The sequence below is a fragment of the Microcoleus sp. FACHB-1515 genome, from assembly GCF_014696105.1.
Lineage (GTDB): Bacteria > Cyanobacteriota > Cyanobacteriia > Elainellales > Elainellaceae > JAAUTJ01.
In genome coordinates, this window is sequence record NZ_JACJPO010000010.1 from 94621 (window position 1) to 112868 (window position 18248).

11 protein-coding genes and 4 tRNA genes are annotated in these 18248 nt (G+C 54.9%); 3 read left to right on the forward strand and 12 right to left on the reverse strand.

The window, feature by feature from the left end; genetic code table 11:
* Nucleotides 1-60: 60 nt before the first annotated feature.
* The 4 genes from H6F67_RS01615 to H6F67_RS01630 all read right to left on the reverse strand — a co-directional run bounded on the left by H6F67_RS01615 (nucleotide 61) and on the right by H6F67_RS01630 (nucleotide 4428).
* Nucleotides 61-951, reverse strand: a complete 891-nt coding sequence (locus tag H6F67_RS01615; RefSeq protein ID WP_190762653.1) for a ferritin-like domain-containing protein — start codon at nucleotides 949-951, stop codon at nucleotides 61-63.
* A 17-nt stretch (nucleotides 952-968) separates the two neighbouring features.
* The gene (locus H6F67_RS01620) at nucleotides 969-1676 is read right to left on the reverse strand and encodes a ferritin-like domain-containing protein (protein WP_190762655.1); all 708 of its coding nucleotides are present in this window, start codon (nucleotides 1674-1676) and stop codon (nucleotides 969-971) included.
* Between the two features lie 199 nt (nucleotides 1677-1875).
* Entirely contained in the window at nucleotides 1876-3942 is a 2067-nt protein-coding gene (locus H6F67_RS01625; RefSeq protein WP_199304189.1) for a hypothetical protein, read from the reverse strand.
* Nucleotides 3943-4149: 207 nt separating this feature from the next.
* Entirely contained in the window at nucleotides 4150-4428 is a 279-nt protein-coding gene (locus H6F67_RS01630; protein WP_190762659.1) for a hypothetical protein, read from the reverse strand.
* A gap of 474 nt (nucleotides 4429-4902) precedes the next feature.
* On the opposite strand from H6F67_RS01630, the gene H6F67_RS01635 reads away from it, so the two are divergent.
* The 3 genes from H6F67_RS01635 (at nucleotide 4903) to H6F67_RS01645 (ending at nucleotide 12973) form a co-directional block, all read left to right on the forward strand.
* The gene (locus H6F67_RS01635) at nucleotides 4903-7500 is read left to right on the forward strand and encodes a CHAT domain-containing protein (protein WP_242020443.1); all 2598 of its coding nucleotides are present in this window, start codon (nucleotides 4903-4905) and stop codon (nucleotides 7498-7500) included.
* Nucleotides 7501-7664: 164 nt separating this feature from the next.
* On the forward strand, nucleotides 7665-10457 hold the full coding sequence (locus tag H6F67_RS01640; protein WP_190762661.1) for a calcium-binding protein: 2793 nt from the start codon (nucleotides 7665-7667) through the stop codon (nucleotides 10455-10457).
* Nucleotides 10454-12973, forward strand: coding sequence for a filamentous hemagglutinin N-terminal domain-containing protein (locus H6F67_RS01645; protein WP_190762663.1), 2520 nt, complete (start codon nucleotides 10454-10456; stop codon nucleotides 12971-12973). Before H6F67_RS01640 ends, H6F67_RS01645 begins: the two co-directional genes overlap by 4 nt.
* A gap of 35 nt (nucleotides 12974-13008) precedes the next feature.
* On the opposite strand, the gene H6F67_RS01650 is transcribed toward H6F67_RS01645, so the two are convergent.
* The 8 genes from H6F67_RS01650 to H6F67_RS01685 all read right to left on the reverse strand — a co-directional run bounded on the left by H6F67_RS01650 (nucleotide 13009) and on the right by H6F67_RS01685 (nucleotide 18219).
* Complete coding sequence (locus H6F67_RS01650; RefSeq protein WP_190762665.1) at nucleotides 13009-13704, reverse strand: DUF928 domain-containing protein; 696 nt, start codon at nucleotides 13702-13704, stop codon at nucleotides 13009-13011.
* Nucleotides 13705-13740: 36 nt separating this feature from the next.
* Complete coding sequence (locus H6F67_RS01655; RefSeq protein WP_199304190.1) at nucleotides 13741-16068, reverse strand: CHASE2 domain-containing protein; 2328 nt, start codon at nucleotides 16066-16068, stop codon at nucleotides 13741-13743.
* 11 nt (nucleotides 16069-16079) lie between these two features.
* A complete protein-coding gene (locus H6F67_RS01660; protein ID WP_190762667.1) occupies nucleotides 16080-16973 on the reverse strand; it encodes a DUF1822 family protein in 894 nt (297 codons plus the stop codon).
* A gap of 13 nt (nucleotides 16974-16986) precedes the next feature.
* A complete protein-coding gene (locus H6F67_RS01665; RefSeq protein WP_190762669.1) occupies nucleotides 16987-17619 on the reverse strand; it encodes a sigma-70 family RNA polymerase sigma factor in 633 nt (210 codons plus the stop codon).
* A 174-nt stretch (nucleotides 17620-17793) separates the two neighbouring features.
* Nucleotides 17794-17866 (reverse strand) — tRNA-Phe (locus H6F67_RS01670).
* Between the two features lies 1 nt (nucleotide 17867).
* Nucleotides 17868-17953, reverse strand: a tRNA-OTHER gene (locus H6F67_RS01675).
* A gap of 3 nt (nucleotides 17954-17956) precedes the next feature.
* Nucleotides 17957-18033: transfer RNA gene (locus tag H6F67_RS01680), tRNA-Arg, on the reverse strand.
* Between the two features lie 100 nt (nucleotides 18034-18133).
* A tRNA-Tyr gene (locus tag H6F67_RS01685) sits at nucleotides 18134-18219 on the reverse strand.
* Nucleotides 18220-18248: the final 29 nt, after the last annotated feature.

Sequence of the window (18248 nt, forward strand, 5' to 3'; positions counted from 1 at the left end):
AGGGTTAGAAGTGTCTGCTTCTAACCCTGGTTACTGGCTTTGCTGCGATCGCCCACGAACTTACTGAGGTCTACAAATAAATCCTGCGGACAACACTTCTGGTGTTGTTCCAGGCGGGCAGTCGTCTTGCGTGACGCTGGTTGGGTTTGGGGCGGCAGGCGAGGACGAAGCACCGCCCGTATTGGTTCGCTGGGTTGGCGCTAATCCCAAAACTGGACCGACCAGTGCCAGCACTTCATCCGCAGTCGCGAACCCGTCAAAGGCTTGATTGCCAAAATCGATCGGAGAACGCGATCGATTCTCGTTATAGATCACTTCGTTGGGGCGACGAATCCAAGGCCGAACATCGGCATTTTGCAACACCTGCCGCAGATAACGCACGCCCGCCGCATGACGCGCTTCAACCGTATGGATTTCGAGCGCTCCCGCCAAAATCACATCCGCATTTGCTGCCTGCAAGTTTTGCACCTGTCCTTTGTAAGCGGCGACCCCTAAATCTTCGACATACTGAAGCGCTAGCAGAAAATCTCGGATGTTGGCAAACGGATTGCGCCCCAAAATGGCGTTGTAGTTCGGGTTAGCCGGAATCGTGACCGCATCGGGATTGCCACCGATCGATCGCAACACTGCTGACAGATCGACGACGTGCTGCGCTTCATCATCGCCATAAGCGGCGATGGCATTTTTGGCAATCTGAGGCGCGTTTCTCAAGCCGCCGCGCCGTGTCGCCTGCACTGCCCGTTGATAAAAATCAGCTTCCAGCTTCTCCAACGTCAGCGCATACTCAACCACCTGCCGAGGCGACAGAACCGCTTGCGCCTGGGCTGGAGGGGCAACGAACAGCGTGGTGACAAACAGCAGCAGCGACAGAACCGCACCTGCGAGCCAGCGACGAACCTGCGGGATCAGCCAGAAGCGATCGATCGGGTGCTGAACTTCAAAATTTCTCATGGTTAAATTCCTTCTGCTTAAGCGACCAAAGCGCCATTGATCGGGTTGTTAATCAGGTTGAGCGAACCGACGATCTGGATAATTTGTTTGGGCGTGTAGAGTTCGTCGTAGGCGCGTCCCCGAAACGGATTGAGATCCGGATTCAAGTTTGCGGAGCTAATTGCCTGATCGTTCATGGTTTCAGTGACCGATCGCCGCAGCAATGCGCGAACGCCTGCCGCATGACGCGCTTCGACCGAAACGATCGAACCCGCCGCCAAAATGTAGGTCGGATTGGTCAGGCTTGGCCCCGCGCCGTTGTAGGCGTGAACACCCGTATCTTCAAGCGCAACCGCCGCCGCGAGAATGCTGTCTCGACTTCTTAGCAGCCTTGCCAAGCCCGCCCGATTAAATCTGAGATCTTGAGTACGGAAAGTGACGTTGTTGCCCAGCACATTCCGCAAAAACGTTACGTGCGTCGCTTCGTGGTTGCCGAGAACTTGCAGATACTCGCGCTCTCTGGGGTTGCGGATTGCGCTCGATCGAGCAGCGGCAGCATAAAAGGCAGATTCAAGCTCTTCCAGCAGCAGGGCAAAATTGAGAATGCCTACATCGTCCGCATTGAAGGTTAAGGCTCTGGCTCGTTCTGGCGATTGGGCAAGTAGGGCGGTGGGCACGGTTGTTAAGGCGGCTGCGCCCAAACCACACAGCCCCCATTTGAGCAGTTTGCGTCGTGATGTTGTCATGATTCGTGACTAAGATGGATTTTGAAGCGTGTGAAACCGCAAAAATTTGGGCAAAAGCGATCGCCACAGCAACGATGCGCGGGGTTCGCTCAACTGCCAATTCTTGGGGTGATCAAAACGGCCTTGAAACTTGTCTGAATCATGGTTCAGCCAATTCCCGTTTTCCAGACCAAAAACTGCTCACTTTCTGCTCACTTTTTTATTCCAACCGACCCGTTTCCTGAAACCACAAAATTTCAGTCACTCGCGTAATTCCGGCTTTAAGATGGCGACGAAACGTGCTGAAGGGCAAATCGAGCCGTTCCGCCGCTTTTTCCTGGGTCGGCGCAGGCTGCAAATAGCTGTGATCAAGTGCCCGATAGAGTTTTGCCTCGCGGGGTGACGACTGCAACGACTCGATCGCCGATCGCAGCAAGTTCTGTAAAGCCACGACCCGCTCAGATTTATCCGCTTTTACAGACTGCTCAACAACGAGGCGCGATCGCAACAGCGGACTTTGAGCCAGCATATCCGGCTGAGCAAGCTGGCCTAAAGCGGTTTTGACGGCGATCGCAAAGTCAGACTGGCTCAGGACGACGAGCGGCTCCGTCACCTGAGCAGGCAAAGCAGCCTGAGAAGCGGCGATCTCGCGCTGCGCCAGCAGTTCTTGCCACACATCCGGCGGCGTGACGCGCCAATCATGTCCGTACACGCCATAGCGCTGACTGCCGACGATAAAATCCGCTTCAGGCAGGCGAGTCAAATCGGCGTAGGCAAACATTGCCGCCCACTCTTCCGGCTCGGCGCAAGCAAAAAAGGTGTAGGCCAGTCCCGCTGTGTTGCGGTGATATTGAACAAACGTAATGAAAATTAAACTTTGAATCGGCGATACGGCCTGATAGCTGTCGTGCGCCATCCAAAAGCGAAAGAAAGTCGCGCCTTCCCCCGATCGCAGCGGCGCGTGATTCGTCAAATAGCGCCAAGCGGCAGCAGTGGCAGGATCAACCTGCAAATCTTCCGCGCTGGCTTGATGCAGGGCGATTGTCAAAATAAACCCAACAGGTTGATGTTGAGCATCTCGGCAAATCAGCACCCCTTCAGGCTGCTTTGTCATCCAATGAGCGGCGAGATTGGCTGAAGTTTCACCTTCATGTTTTGTCACCATTTCTAATAGGTGAGATCGATCGCGCTCTTGTAGTCGATCGATCTTCAAACTGCTGGTTTCCTGCCAGGTAAATCGCGGTCGCACCGCAGGATTATCTCGATGCAAAAAAATGTAATCGAACAAGACGCGATGCTGTTCATGACCTTGAGTTTGGCCGAGTCGAGTCGTGTAATAGCGACGGGCGCGAGAATGCAGTTCGATATACCAGTCAGGATTGCGCCAGCGGACATCGGCAATGAGAACTTCGCGCACCAAATCATGTGGAAAGATTCCGGCTGACCCTAGCTCAATAAACGATAGTCCTCGCAGCCATTCAAACAGCGAATGTACATCGGGCAAATCGAGCATTTTTGCTAGCAAAGTTTCAGTCGTCAGTCGCACCAGAGCGCAAGCTTCTAAAGCCATACGATGAGCAGGACTAGGCACTTCTTCTACAAATCTTTCGAGCAGCGTTTTCACCACATCGGGTGCAGCTTCAGGTTGAAAGAACAGGTCTTGCTTTTGAGCAAACACATCTGCAATTAGCGATAACGCTAAAGGATGCCCGTAGGTGAAATCAAGAACAGCCTGATGCTGAGTGAAGGGAATCGATCGCCTGCTCAGATAGGTTCGACTCTCTTCGGAATTCAAATTACGCAGCGGCAGCGATCGAATTAATGCTTGCCAGCCTGGATCAATTCGCCATCCGATTGCTGGAGGTTGACGACTTGCTAAAACCACCAGTGTATTTGCCGACAACTGCGGTAGAAAGGTTTCGTGAAGCCATCGATCGAGCGCGAATAGCGTTTCATAAGTATCAATAAAAATAACTTGTCGATCGAACTGATTTAGATAGGCGACTGGATTTTCAGTCGTATCTAATACTCGACCCAGCGCTGCAAGAAATGAATCTGAAGTTGGTTCGATCGATCGGCTATCGAGATAGGTTGACCTAATCTGTAGCTGATTGCAAATATCAATAAATTCTTTGAGAAGCGTTGTTTTTCCCACGCCACCCGGTCCAAAAATATGCAGAAGCGCGACTGGCATTTCGGTCGCTTTGAGAATCGATCGAAATAAGTTTAACTCTTCAATTCGTCCCACAAATTGACGACGACGCTCTGCATATAATCGGCTTGCCAAATTCACGACCATACGACCCTGTCAGAACTTACATTCGATCGTCGCGATTATAAAGTGCTAATGTATCGTTTTTCATCTTCTGTATGATGGAATTTACGCGATCGATCGCTTTCTAGTTTCTCAGGCTTCCCTTAAAACAGCTAGCGGTAGTGCATCAAGTAACTGAGGGACGATCGATTGCTTGCAGGCGATCGTCCCTCAAACAAACTACTCGAAACGCATATAGCGCACCAGCAAACTAATCACATCGCCGGGATCAGGCACAAGGTTCAGCGGTTCGTTGAGGTCGAGCGGTTGTGCCCATTCGATTGCCTGTGCGTAACCTGCCTGCTCTAAACGGCGCGTCGTGAATTCAACGATCTGAGGCGTCCCAATCAAGATGTGCTTGATCGGGGTGCGATTGTCGCCTGGGATTTTCGCAGTTGAGCGAATTTGCGGCGTCACAGAATCGTTCCGCTCTGAGGCTGAATAATCAGAAGTGTTCATGAGTTTTCCTTGTTTTGATGGGTAGGAAAACCCAAAAGTCTAGCCGCCCCGACGCAAGACGCAGCAATCGAGACGGCTAGGAGGGTATGATCCCAGTTAGCCTATCAACTGCCAGTATCAGTTTGGTGGGTCAGCGGCTCGAAGTCTGTTGCTACCAGCTTCGGGTCGCGTGGCTAGACCTTGGGTCTAAGCGATCGAGACACCTGCCACCGGAAAGCGGCATTAGGAAGAAACGTTAGCGGATTTGTTTGGGGATGTCAAGCAATTTTCTCATCTCGAAAGAGTGCCGTTGGGTTTGCCTATCCACAATTTAATGAGGGTGGGGTAAACCCGCGATTCTACCCTATTCCTGATAGCTATCAGGACAAGTGGCGCGATCGTCCATCTTGCAGAACGTTACAAAAGTCCGAATCGGCCAGCATCTTCTGCTACACCAGAGGCAGTAGAAACCCGAATCGAAGCGGCGATCGATCCATGAGAAGCAAACGAAGCTGGATGCGGTGGATAGTGCTGTTTTGGCTGACGATTGCATTGTGTTTTGTGCCGTCTTTCGTTGCGCCCGGAGCGGCAACCGAACCGCCAATCTTAGAGCGGCCAACCCTAGAGCAGCAAAGTCGATCGCACTACGAAGCCGGACAATATCCAGCCGCGATCGATTTGCTTGAGCAGGCGATTCAACAATATCAATCGCAAGGAGACTGGCTGCGGCAGGCGATCGCGCTGGGCAATTTGGCGCTGGTCTATCGACAAACAGGCAACTGGACAGAAGCCAATGCCGCGATCGATCGCAGCCTCGATTTGCTGCAACCGGAATCGCCCGCATTGGCACTGGCGCAAATTCTTGATATCCAGGCGCAACTGCAACTCGCGCAGGGACAGGCACAGCAGGCACTCGGCACTTGGGAACGCGCTGCCCGTTTGTATGAACAAGGTGGCGATCGATCGGGCAGGATTCGCACTCAAATCAATCAGGCGCAAGCGCTTCAAGAATTAGGATTGATTCGCCGATCGATCGCGCTGCTGACCGACTTGCGGCAAACGCTTCCGCCCGACTCACAGTGGCTAGCAAGCGTGCAGCATCGGTTGGGCGATGCGCTAATTGTCACAGGCAACTTGCAGCAGGCGCGAATGAATTTGGAGCCGCTGGGCGATGCGACGACAGATTTGCAGTTGAGTCTGGGAAATTTAATTAGGGCAGAAGCGATCGCTCATCTTGGGTTTCGGAATCTGCTGCCGTCTGAAGCGGTCGCCCTGCTTGCCCAGTCCGACCCGTCCGCGAATCGTCGTCAGGCCGAAGCTGCACAGCAGTTTATGCAGGAAACGCAAACCGCGATCGATCGCTACCAGCAGGCCGCCCGCTCCACCAATCTGCCGGAAATTCGCTTTCAGGCTCAACTGAACGGACTCAGCTTGCTGATTGAAACGGAACGGCGATCGACTGCTGAAACACTGGCGGCTGAGCTGGTTGCCCAAGTTGAGCAGTTGCCGATCGGTCATGACAGCCTGTTCGATCGCATTGGACTGGCACAAAATTTGATTAAGCTCAACCACAGTTCCACGCAAATCGCTCAACTGCTGCAAACCGCGCAGCAGCAAGCAATTCAGCTTCAAGACCGCCGCGCCCAATCGTTTGCCTTGGGAACGCTGGGCGAACTGTATGAGCCGCAACAGCCTGCCGAAGCGCGATCGCTCACGCAGCAAGCCTTGATCCTTGCCCAATCCGAAAATGCGGCTGATATTGCGTATCGCTGGCAGTGGCAAATCGGACGGTTGCTGAAGGCACAAGGCGATCGATCCGGGGCGATCGCGGCCTACACCGAAGCCGTCAACTCGCTGCAAATTCTGCGGCAAGATTTGGTTGCCATGAATCGCGATGTGCAGTTTTCGTTTCGCGAAGGCGTTGAACCTGTCTATCGTCAACTGGTCGATCTGCTGCTGCAACCGGGATCAGATGCGACAGAACTGCAACAGGCTCGCAGCGTGATCGAAGGCTTGCAGATAGCTGAACTCGATAACTTTTTCCGCGAAGCCTGCCTTGATACGGCTTTCCAACTCGATCGCGTCGTTGACCAAGCCGATCGCCCCAGCGCTATTTTCTACACGATCGGACTGGGCGATCGGCTTGAAGTGATTCTCAAACTGCCGCAGCAAAATTTGATTCACTACACCGCTGAGGTTTCGCAAATCGAACTGGAAGCTGCTGCCGATGCGCTTTTGGCCGAACTGAAGCGTCCGTTTGCCGCCCGTCCCGCCCAAGATTTGGCGCAGCAACTTTATCGCTGGCTGATTGCGCCTGCCGAATCTGCGCTGGCGCAAGCATCGATCGAAACGTTGGTCTTTGTCCTCGACGGCACATTGCGAAATCTCCCAATGGCCGCGCTCTATGACGGTCAGCACTACCTGATCGAGCGCTACAGCATCGCCCTCGCCCCCGGACTGCAACTGCTTGATCCCCGCCCGCTGAACGCTCAGCAGTTGCGGGCACTCGTCGCCGGACTCAGCGAAGCTCGCGAAAATTTTCCGCCGCTGAGCTTTGTGCAAACCGAAGTCGATCGCATTCAGGCCGACGTTTCCAGCAGCGTTTTGTTCAACGAAAGCTTCACCAAAGCGAATCTGCGCGATCGTCTGCGCCGTGATCCGGTGGCGATCGTTCACATTGCCACGCACGGCCAGTTCAGCTCGAACGCTGAGGAAACTTTTATCCTCGCTTGGGATTCTCCCATTCGCGTCAATGAACTGAGCCAAATCCTCGAAACGCGCAGTCTCGACCGCGACCCGATCGAACTGCTGGTCTTGAGTGCCTGCCGAACTGCTGTCGGGGATAGACGCGCCGCACTGGGACTGGCAGGTGTCGCAGTGCGAGCCGGGGCGAGAAGTACGATCGCCTCTCTGTGGAGTTTGGACGACGATTCGGGCGCAGTTTTGATGAGCGAATTTTACAAGGAACTCGCGCAAAATCCCGCTTCAAAAGCCGAAGCTTTACGCCGCGCTCAGCAAACCCTGATTGCCAATCCCCGCTATGCCGCTCCGCGCTTTTGGGCACCGTATGTGCTGCTGGGAAATTGGCTTTAGGAACACGATCGACATGCTTCGCAACACAATTCTGAAGAAGAACTTTAATCTCTAAAGTCTATCGGGAATTCAGCTTACGATCGCCGTATTTCCATCTAGGTTGCTGTGTTTGGCGATGCAGCGATCGCTTTAGGCAACTTTACAAACAAATAAGAATAAAGCTCATGGCAAAAATCAAAAGTAAGCCCAATAAAGGTACAGCCAATCGACTGGATGGCCGATTTGACTACGATCTTCCTGCTCCTTGGAATACAGACGACGGACAATCACCCCAAGGAGAAGTTTCGGCGGATACAGCTTCACTGCCAACGCTGCCGGATGGCACTCCATTTCTGCCACTGGAAATCTGGAACTATGGCAGTCCGGGAGAAGGCAGAAATGACGATGATGATGGCTTTTTCTATGATGTTTTGAATTGGGAAATTGACCCTGGCTCGAATCTTGGCTTTGAACAAGATGTTTATATTTTCCAAGAAGCTGCTGATAGTTCTGAATTTTTAGATCGAACAACGGTGCAGGTGAGATTAAAGCCGGGTGGCTCAATTAAAACAGCAACGATTTTGATTGCAGATTCCAACAGTCCTCCGGTGTCGCTTGGCGGCGATGCAGCAGAACAACTGTTTGATACCGAAGGCAGCGGCGCGATCGCGGCAGGCGGCGGCAACGATATTTTGATGGGGCTGGAAGGATTTGATGCGCTGGTAGGTGGAGCCGGAAATGATTTGGTATTCGGTGGTTCCGGCTTCGATGTCTTGGTCGGCGGTGAGGGCAGTGACGAACTGTATGGTGAAGGGGAAGGAGACACGCTCAACGGCGACGTGGGCAGCGATCGCCTCTATGGTGGCTCTGGCGATGATGCACTCTATGGCGGCACTGAAGACGATATTCTCGATGGCGGCACGGGCAACGACACGCTAAATGGCGAAGCCGGAAGCGATACGTTATCTGGTGATTCTGGCAACGATCGCTATGTCGTTGATAGCCTGGACGATCGCATTGTTGAACTTGCAAATGAAGGTCAAGACAAAGTTTCATCTTCGGTTAGCTATACGCTCGGTGCAAATTTAGAAGACCTGAATCTATCAGGTGAAAATGCGATCGTTGGCGTTGGCAACGAGCTAGACAACACCATTACTGATGAGTACGAATCTTCTTCGTATTCCAGCTTCAACGTTCCATCCGTCAACAATGTGATTGATGCAAAAGGCGGAAACGATCGCGTTTTCTTGAGAGACGGCAATGATTTCATCAACGGCGGCGATGGCGATGACACGCTTAATGGTGGCAGTGGTGATGACACCTTAGAAGGCGGTAATGGTAATGATTCGCTCAATGGTGGCAGCGGCTTCAATAGTGGTAACGACACTCTCAACGGCGGCAGTGGTAACGACCAGCTTCAAGGTGGAGAAGGCAACGACACACTGAACGGCGGCAGTGGTAACGATATCCTCAACGGCGACAACGAAAACGATGTCCTCAATGGCGGTGATGGCGATGATGTATTAGAAGCAGGTTGGGAAGAAGATCAATTAACCGGGGGAACAGGTGCAGATGTTTTTATTCCCTTTGACTCTTCAAATCCCTTCTTTTCTGATGGAATCGATACAATTACCGACTTTCGATATTTTGAAGGCGATCGCCTGCGCGTCTATGCTGATGAGTTAGATATTGCCGTTGGCGATTCCAGTCAGTTCTTCTACAACAGCACAACGGGCGTACTATCCTACAGCGGCAGTTCTGGCTTTGAGCAACTCATCAATTTTCAGCCCTTCACCGATTTTGTAGTGACGAGAGATCTGCAAATTCTAGCTTCTCGTCCCGATGAACCTTCTGTGCCCTTTGAGCCAACTCCGGATAACTACGTTGCGCCAGCCAGTCAATCGCTGGTCGGCACGGCAAACGGCGATCGCCTCATCGGAGACGAAAACGACGATGCGCTTTCAGGATTGGCGGGTGCAGATCTGCTGAACGGGCAAGAAGGCAATGACAGCCTCAACGGTGGCGACGATGCCGATGCGCTCAATGGCGGCACAGGAAACGATCGCTTGCAGGGCGAACAAGGCCACGACAATTTGTTTGGCGAAGCGGGCGACGATGCGATCGAAGGTGGACAAGGCAGCGACACGCTCACGGGCGGCACGGGCAGCGACACGCTCACGGGCGGCACGGGAACCGATCGCTTCAACTTCTACACCACAGCGGGAGGAAGCGATCGGATCACCGACTTCAACTTAGCTGAAGACAAAATCGGCTTCTACGTCGGCAACAAGAATGTCGAAGTTGAAACTGAAAGCAACGAATTTGTCGCCAACGTTCCCAATACCTCCTTTAGAGCAGCGGGATTCACGGCGAATGTAGCGATCGCCGCCAGCCAGTTTCGCGTGGGCACGGCAGCAGCCACAAGCAGCGATCGCATCATCTATGACAGCAGCACGGGCGCACTGTTTTTCGATGCAGATGGCACGGGCGCAACGGCTCAGGTGCAAATCGCTACCTTAGCTGCCGGATTGAACCTGAACAGCACTCACATTCTGGCCTTTGATGATGCCAATCTCACCGCTTCCCCAACCCGCACAACCGGAACCAATCGCAAAGACACCCTGATTGGAACCAGTGACGATGAGCGGCTTTTGGGCTTGAAGGGCAACGATGTCCTCAATGGTGGAGAAGGCAGCGATCGCTTGTGGGGCGGCAAAGGCAGCGATCGCCTGACTGGGGGTGCAAGTCGCGATTGGTTTGTGCTGGAGAAAAAAGGCGGCAAAGATACCGTTCGCGATTTTCAAGACCGTCAAGACCGAATTGGACTGGCGACTGGTCTAAAGTTCAATCAGCTTGACATCACCCAAACAGGCCGCAACACGCTGATCAGCTTTGGAAATGAGCGACTGGCCGTGCTGCTCAACGTCCGCAAAAATCAAATCACCAAAGCTGATTTTGTTTCAGCCCGATCGCTATGAAACGTCGTGCTAATCTCGATCGAATGTTGCTTTGCTTGATCAGTTTCAGCGGCGCGATTCCGGCTCAGGCGCAGATCGCACCCGATCGATCGCTTCCCAATGCCTCGGTCGTTACCCGTGATGGCAACACGCTCAACATCACAGGCGGCACAACAGCGGAAAGCAACTTGTTTCACAGCTTCGAGCGATTTTCGGTTCCGCAGGGCGACGTGGCTCACTTCCAAAACGGCAGCGAGATTCGCAACATTTTTGGTCGCGTCACGGGCACAGCTCGATCGCAAATTGACGGCACAATTCGCACAAACGGCACGGCCAATTTATTTTTGCTCAATCCCAACGGAATTGTCTTCGGAGCCGATGCCGCGCTGAATGTGGCGGGTTCGTTTGTGGCAACCACTGCCGATCGCATCACGTTTGCCGATGGCAGTTCGTTTCGCGCTGTTGAGTCGCCCTCGCCCTTGCTGACGATCAGTGCGCCGATCGGTTTGCAGTTTGGGCGATCGCCTGCGGAAATCCTCAGTCGTGCAGGCGCAAATTTGGAAATCGAGTCGATCGATGATCCGGTTACAAGCGGCTTGGAAACAAATCAAACGCTGGCGCTGATTGGCGGCGATGTTACGGTGCGCGGCGGATTTTTGCGATCGAATCAAATTGAACTGGGCAGCGTTGGCAGTGGCGGCTCGGTCAGCTTCGACACAGCGGCGAGGAATTGGAATTTTCGCTATGACACCCCGCAATTTCAAACGCTTCACCTTTCGGAAGCGCTGCTGATCGGAAATGGGATTAACAGCAATCTGCGGCTCAGCGGTGAGGAAATCATTTTGACGAATGAATCCAATCTGATTGCGGATGGGGCGGCGGGCGGCGGCATCCGCATTCGGGGCAGCGAAATTCTGCTCACCAATGCGTCTAACGTTTATGCGACGACGCTGGGCGATCGCAACGGCCAACCCGTGCAAATCCAAGCCGATCGCTTTACGATCGACAACTTTTCGCTGTTGAATACGGATACGGTCGGCGCGGGCGATGGCGGCGACATCCGCGTCCGCAGCGATCGCTTGATTCTCGCCAGTGGCGGACAAATTTCAGCCCTTGCCAACGGAGCGGGCAATGGCGGCGACCTGACAATTCAGGCAAATGCGATCGAGCTATCGGGTCGCGGCAGCGTCGTTGGCAATCAGCTAAACACCCCGACTGGCCTGTTTACCCAGGCACAAGCAGATAGCGGTGATGGCGGCAATTTGTCGATCGCCACTCAAACCTTAAGGTTGGTGGAAGGCGCGCAAATTGGCGCAGATACGTCGAGCGAGGGAAATGCCGGAACAATTCGCGTTGCGGCAGAGGCGATCGAACTGAATGGAATTGCTTTGCGAACCAACGGGACACCGCTCGTCGATGCGGACAGATTGCCGTTTCCCAGCGGTTTGTTTGTCGATTCTAATCCGGGTGCAACAGGCAGCAGTGGCGCGATCGTGATTGAGACCGATCGCCTCAGTCTGCAAGCAGGCGCGGTTTTGCAGGTGAACACGGAAAGCAGCATCGACGCGGGCAACCTGACGATTCGGGCTGCTGACTTTGTGGAGGTGACAGGGCGCGGCTCTACGGGACTGCCAACGCTGCTGTTTGGGGCATCCGGCGGCCTTTTGATTGAAGAAATCACGATCGGTGTCCCGGATGCCACTGGACGCGGCGGCACGATTCGCATCAATACGCCGGATTTGCGCGTTGAAGACGGTGGCGCGATTGCGGTGAGCAGCCTCAATCGCGATCGCAACATTGCAGCAGGCAATTTGTTGGTTCAGGCCGAAACGATTCAGCTTCAAAATCAAGGCAGACTCTTGGCTGAAACCGCGTCCGGGCAAGGCGGCGATCTGCGCTTGCAGGCGCAACAAATTGTCCTGCGAGGCAACAGCAGCATTTCCACGACTGCGGGAGTTGAAAATAGAGGCGGCAACGGCGGCGACATCCGCATCAACACGGACTTTATTCTCTCGACGCTGCCGGAGGACAACGACATTACGGCGAACGCCTATACCGGAAACGGTGGCAATGTGAGAATCGCCGCCCAAGGCATCTTGGGCATCGTCCCGCAAGACCGACCCACAACCGCTAGCGACATCACGGCCAGTTCTGAGTTTGGCAACAGCGGCGCGATCGTGATCACCAGTCCCACCGACGATCCGAGTCGGGGCTTGGTAGAACTGCCCGCCAATTTGATTGATGCTTCCTCGCAAATTGCTCAAGGCTGCGGCAGTGGCGCAACGGCTCGCCAGTCAAGCGAGTTTGTCGTCACAGGTCGCGGCGGACTGCCGCCCAGCCCGATCGATTCGCGCAGCAGTGCGGCCATCCTCAGCCAGTGGGCAACGTCCGAAGCAGGGGAAACGGTGGCAATCGCCGCTCCTGCTGCCCCGTCGATCGTGGAAGCACAAAGCTGGGTGACGAGCGCAAACGGCGAGGTGATGCTGGTTGCTGCCGCTCCGATCGCGCCTGCCCCCATGACGATCGCCTGCCGCTAGGGTGTGTCTTCAGAAGCGCTAGCAGGAACCTCGCCCTAGTCAATCAAGGGCTGATCGGCAAGGTCGGAGAGTCCGACCGACTGCAAAAAGCTGTGCCAGTTGGAGGTCGTCGTTCGATCGGTGGGATTGGCGCTGTGCAGTTCTGCCAACGTGGTCAGAGCGTCGTACCAGATGCCTGCATCGGCAAAGAGCGCGCCTTGTTCGGCAGGAGAAGATTGTGCCAGTCGATCGCGCAGGTCGGCAGGAAGAGCAATGCGATCGATGCTGCCCTGCGTGAAGACCGGATTATCCACTTCGCACTGAATCATCAGCGTCCACTGATAGCGGCCAACTGCGAGCGGCGGCAGGTCGGGCGGCAGCGTAATTTTGATGATGCCTGCCTGAGTCGATCGAATGCTCGACGTTTGATAAACATAGTTGCGATCGCTATCGAGCAGGACGAAGGTTGCAGGGCGATCGTCAGTCAGGCTGTAGGGCACATAGAACCAGAACGTCGGGCGATCGCGAGTCGTCAACCCCCACACCGATTCGGCAGGAGCCAGCGCAGTCAAGGGCGTTGCAGTGGGAGGACAATCGCCACGACTCGCGCCACCTCGGAGGCTTCCGGGCGGATAGCCCTGATCGGGCGGCGGCGGCGGAATGAACTGCACGGAGGCGATCGCGGGCGATCCGGCCAGCAAAACGGCGGCAGTCAGGACGGGGGCAATCGATCGAGCCAGGTGAATTTTCATAGTGGCTGTCAAGTTTTCATGGTAGCTGTCAAGTTTTTATTGTGGCTGTCGAGAGGGAGCGTTCAAGTAGCAGGTGACTACACCGTTTGCAACTCCGATCGCGACCAGTCCGGGCACAAACGGCAACCATCCGGCCTGGAGGCAAAAGACGGCAAAGCAAATGATGCCCAGCCCGATCGCCCCCAGCCCGATCGCGATCAGTCCCGATTTGCCGCGCCAGCCGATACCGTTCCGCAAGCTCGCGATCGCGATCAGTCCGCCCACGACTGCCCAAACGCCAATCCACAACACATCGCCTGTCCAGTGCCACACCCAAATCAGAGGACGACGATCGATCGCCGCGCTCAAAATTTGGCTAATCATTTGCGCCTGCACCGTCACTCCGGGCATTCGCTGCGTGGGATGTGTGCCGTAGGGCGTTGCCCAGATGTCCGCAGAATTTTCAGAGACCACGCCGATCAGGACGATGCGATCGCGAATCGCGCTGGGCTGCACCTGACCGTTCAGCACTTGTGTCAGCGTCACCTGAGCCGCTTTGGGGCGATAGTTGATCAGAATTTGGTTGCCCTGCGCGTTGATGCCCTGATAGCCTCCGGCATGAGCGGCGAGGCGCGGCAGCACCCGATCGCCAAGCTGGAGATTGCCCTCCGGCGTGAAGCGGGGTGTGATGCCTTCGGCGTGAAGATAGCGAAAGGCGAGTTGCGTACTAAAGGCGTAAGGCGTGGCGCAGGGCGAAGCGGGATCGGGCGTCATGAATAAAACCTGTCGCCTGAGAACGCCGTCGGCATCTTCCCAAAAATCGCTGAAGCCGACGCGATCGATCGGCACTTCTGGCGGCGGCGCAACTCCGGTAATGTCGTTTTCGGGATCGCTGGCTTTGCAGACGGCAATCAGATTGGGTGTGTTCTGGAGGCGATCGCGCAGCGCTCCCGGAACGGTATCGGCTAGGCGCGGCTGATTCGGCTCAACCGGAAAATCGCGGTACAAATCTAGGCCGATCGCTCGCGGTTTGGCTGGTTCCAACCGCGTCAGCACTCGATCGAGCGTCGCATCGGAAAGCGACCCACCCTGCTGCGCTTGAATTTCGGCTTCGGTGATGCCGACGATCAGCAGGCGCGAATCGATCGGTTCAGCCGGACGCGATCGCAGCATTCGATCGAACGCCCAAAGCTCGATCGGCTGAAGCATTCCGGCATAGCGCACGGCACTGGTCACGGCGGCGACGGCGAGGCTAATCAGCAAAACGGCAGCGATCGGGCGTCGAGCAGGACGAACGGATTGACCGCGTAAGCTGTGCCAAGTGGGAGGCACGATCGCTGGATGCTGACAAAGCATCGGCAGCCAGGTTGCACAGGGAAATTGGCTTTCCAGTCCTTGCAGGTGTTCTCGCGCCTCGCGCACAGCAGCATAGAGCGGCATTCCTTGGGAAAAAGCCGTCAGAAACGACTTGAGAAACGTTTGCGCGACGCGATCGGGCACGGGTTCGCGCATCACGATCATCTGGGGAATCTGGAGATCGGCGAGATTGCGAGCGAGTCCGAGGCCGTCGCAGGAATTGAAGATCGCAAGCTGCAATCCGCGATCGATCGCTTTTCGCAACCCGTAGCGCAACTCCGCGATCGACAAGCTTTCCAGCGGGTTGATCGCCAGCTTGCCCTCGGCGCTATCTTCTGTACTGAAACTATGTCCGGCGAAAAACAAAATGTCCCAGGCTTGCGACCACAGGCGATCGCTCAATTCTGCTCGCGCAGGCTCGACCAAAAAACAAACTTCTGCATCCGGCAGTTGTGCTAAAAGCTGGCGATCGGCTTCGATGTTAATCCCGTCACTGCTGCCCAGGATTGCCAGAATTTTGATGCCAGGGGACGAAGGCGATCGCCCTCGTCGTTCGTAGTTGGGCAGGCTGAGGGCGAGTTCGGCGTTGCGGTAGCGATCGATCACGTCCCACTCATGCCAAGGTAAGCGTTGCAGAATCGGATCTTCGGTTTGCAGCAGAATTCGCAGCGGGTCAGTGGGCTGAAGCTGCTCCAGCCATTTTTCGCGAATTGGGCGGAAGGATTCATGACTCAGCCACGCATTCAGGCGATCGCTCAAGGTTTGCGCGGTCGATCGACAATCGGCCACCAGGGAAATATTCATCTTCTGCGCTTTGGGCGCGTTCAGCCGAAACGAGCCGAACTGCCGATAGCTCGATCGCCAATTCTGATACGCCTGCGGCAAATCGGCATTTGCGGGCAAGCTGGCCGTGATTTCGATCGCAGGCAAGCTGCCGTCTTCGCCAATCTGCATCGTGACGGTGAAGCCCGACTCAAAGCTGCCGCTGAATTTCAAGACGACGCATTGATTCAAGCAGTCTTGATTCACAAGGTCGCCTCCTAAATGATGAATTCCTCGGTGACGCTGGACTGCGCGATCGCCAGTTGCACATTGAAGCGTTCGCCTGCGCTGCCGCTGAAACGCAACTGTAGAAAATCGTCTGCCTGTCGCGATCGCGCTTCCAAAAACACCGTTCCCTCATCATCCAAAATCGTTAGCTGTAGCTGCGGTGGCAAAGTTGGCGCGTCGAGCGGATGCACCCGAAGCAAAATTTCAATTTCGTCCACTACCTCAGTCAGTTCGATCGTCAAGGCGATCGCGTGATTGCCCAAGGCGATCGATTTGCCGCGCCGCGTCGTGGAAGACGGCTGACCGCGAAAAGCCAACTGCGGCGGATTCAGCAGCGATTCGATCGATTGCCATCCAGTTTCGATCGCGCCTTGCAGCCATTGACTCAAAACGGTGAGATTGGTTGCGATCGGATGCAGGAGGCGATCGAGATGATCGAGCAGAGCTTCGATCGGCTGAAGCTGATCGATCGGGAATTCCTCGGCGTCCACCGTTTGGACAAAGCCAAGCAAACTCGCTTGCTGCTGTGCCTCGTCAATCCGCACGACCACGTAGCCGATTCGGTCTTCCCAAACTTCCGGCGGCACGAAGCAGGTTTGGGCATTGGGCAGAAGCGGGCGACATTCAAGCCGTCCGGCGTTGGGAATCATCAGATCGGCAATGTCGGCGCTCAGTTGCATGACGGGATTTGAGCTATCGCTGGCGGCGCGATCGACCACAATTCCCATCAGTTGCAGATAGTTTTCCACGACCGACACGGCGATCGTATTTTGGCGCACCTGAGCCGTTTTGGAACTTGGCAGGCGGGCAGCGAGGCGATCGGCCATTTGGAAAGTGGCTTGTGGAATCGGTAGAGCAAATTCAAGGTCGTCTGTGTGGGTCATCGGAACACCTCCTTTACAGATATCCTTCCGATTCGCCAAATTTACGCAAGCGGGGCAAACATTGCCGCTGATAAAAGCTGCTGAGTGTGGAAACCGACAGGCCAAATTCTGCCGCCAACGCTTTCCAACTGGTTTCTGGCGGCAACCGTCGCAGAATTAACTGTTGAACTGTCACAGTCGGATGTCCTTCGATGTGAACTCGCCGCAGTTCGCCGCTGAAATCCGCTTCTACCCAAGCTTTCACGTCTTCCAGAATCGGCGGGGCGTCTGGTTCTGCTGCGAGATTGTCTACCGGATCGAGTTCTTCCTCGCTGTGCGATCGCTTCACCTGCGCCGTCTGCGTCGCCCGCTTTTGCTGTTCAATAAATCCGTCTTGCAGCCGCCGCTTCAGGTAGGCATTCAGCCAGGTGGCAACGCTGCCAAAGTTGGGGTCGTATTGCGCTCCGGTTTTGGCTTCGCAGATGTTTTGGCAAAAGTACATCCAGGTTTGTTGCAGCGCATCGGCATAGTAGGGCGAATAGTCGCGCCACAATTTCGGCGTGGTCGATCGAATAATTTGCGTCAGACCGCGCTGTCGCTTGACGCTGCCCGCAGGATGCCGACAGGTTTCTTCCACCAAGTTGCGTAGCCGTTCAGCTTCACTCATAGGACGACGGGCATGGGCGATCGCTCTGACTCAGGGCAGGAAGACTTAGGGCAAGAAGACTTAAGGCAAGAACGAGTCTATCAACCCTTGAGGCTTTCGGCTAGCGGTGAATATCAGCGGCACAAGTGATCGAGTTGCAACCGTGTTTTGGTCATCACGACTATGATATTTCAGCGGGAAGTGACGGGATCGAACCGCCGTCTCGCCGTCTTCAGCGGCACGTGAGCACCAGCTTCACCAACTTCCCTTGGCGGAGGACAGAGGAATCGAACCCCTAGTCCAAGAACTACCCTGGTTTTCAAGACCAGTTGCCGACCATTCAGCGGTGTCCTCCTAATGGCGAGAACGGAGAGATTCAAACTCTCAATCTTCGGTTTCGTAGACCGATATGTTATTCCGTTACACCACGTTCTCATTAGGCGGAGAGCAGTGGAATCGAACCACAATTGTTCATCCATCTGTTTAGCAAACAGCGTCGATCGCCCGATCGATTTACTCTCCATAATTGAACCGTTGGTAGGTCGGGCAGGAGTTGCACCTGCAACGCAAAGTGCGGCGGTTTTACAGACCGTTGCCCACGCTGACTAGGCGAGCCGACCTATAGTTTTTTCTGCTTAAAAATGAGCCAG

What these genes read in the sequence shown, in the direction of transcription:
- H6F67_RS01615 (WP_190762653.1), bottom strand. Translation starts at nt 951, where the DNA reads ATGAGAAATTTTGAAGTTCAGCACCCGATCGATCGCTTCTGGCTGATC.
- H6F67_RS01620 (WP_190762655.1), bottom strand. Translation starts at nt 1,676, where the DNA reads ATGACAACATCACGACGCAAACTGCTCAAATGGGGGCTGTGTGGTTTG.
- H6F67_RS01630 (WP_190762659.1), bottom strand. Translation starts at nt 4,428, where the DNA reads ATGAACACTTCTGATTATTCAGCCTCAGAGCGGAACGATTCTGTGACG.
- H6F67_RS01635 (WP_242020443.1), top strand. Translation starts at nt 4,903, where the DNA reads ATGAGAAGCAAACGAAGCTGGATGCGGTGGATAGTGCTGTTTTGGCTG.
- H6F67_RS01640 (WP_190762661.1), top strand. Translation starts at nt 7,665, where the DNA reads ATGGCAAAAATCAAAAGTAAGCCCAATAAAGGTACAGCCAATCGACTG.
- H6F67_RS01645 (WP_190762663.1), top strand. Translation starts at nt 10,454, where the DNA reads ATGAAACGTCGTGCTAATCTCGATCGAATGTTGCTTTGCTTGATCAGT.
- H6F67_RS01650 (WP_190762665.1), bottom strand. Translation starts at nt 13,704, where the DNA reads ATGAAAATTCACCTGGCTCGATCGATTGCCCCCGTCCTGACTGCCGCC.
- H6F67_RS01660 (WP_190762667.1), bottom strand. Translation starts at nt 16,973, where the DNA reads ATGACCCACACAGACGACCTTGAATTTGCTCTACCGATTCCACAAGCC.
- H6F67_RS01665 (WP_190762669.1), bottom strand. Translation starts at nt 17,619, where the DNA reads ATGAGTGAAGCTGAACGGCTACGCAACTTGGTGGAAGAAACCTGTCGG.